The following is a 240-nucleotide window of genomic DNA, read 5'->3' as shown; positions in this document are numbered from 1 at the left end:
AATACAAGATTTTGCGTATGCATCTCCTGTAGCCTGGATTCTAACAACATCTTTTATTGTTAATATATCACTGTATGTACACTTGTTACTATCCGTTACTTCAAATTTATATTCACCAAATGGTAATCCTGTAAATACTGCCGGAACTGAACTTCCTGCTGTTGGGATCATAGCATAAGCTGTTGTTGGTGCTCCATTGAATTCTAAAATTCTGAATTCTAATGCTCCTACACCATTTGT

The 240-nt window shown here is 35.4% G+C and carries 1 protein-coding gene; it reads right to left on the bottom strand.

Annotated features, from left to right (window positions below):
• A partial coding sequence (locus SB717_RS39165; protein ID WP_410908683.1) for a hypothetical protein occupies positions 1-240 on the bottom strand: 240 nt, incomplete at both ends.

It is taken from the genome of Priestia sp. SIMBA_032 (genome assembly GCF_046535215.1).
Lineage (GTDB): Bacteria > Bacillota > Bacilli > Bacillales > Bacillaceae_H > Priestia > Priestia aryabhattai.
This window is presented reverse-complemented; position numbering and strand designations above follow the sequence as displayed.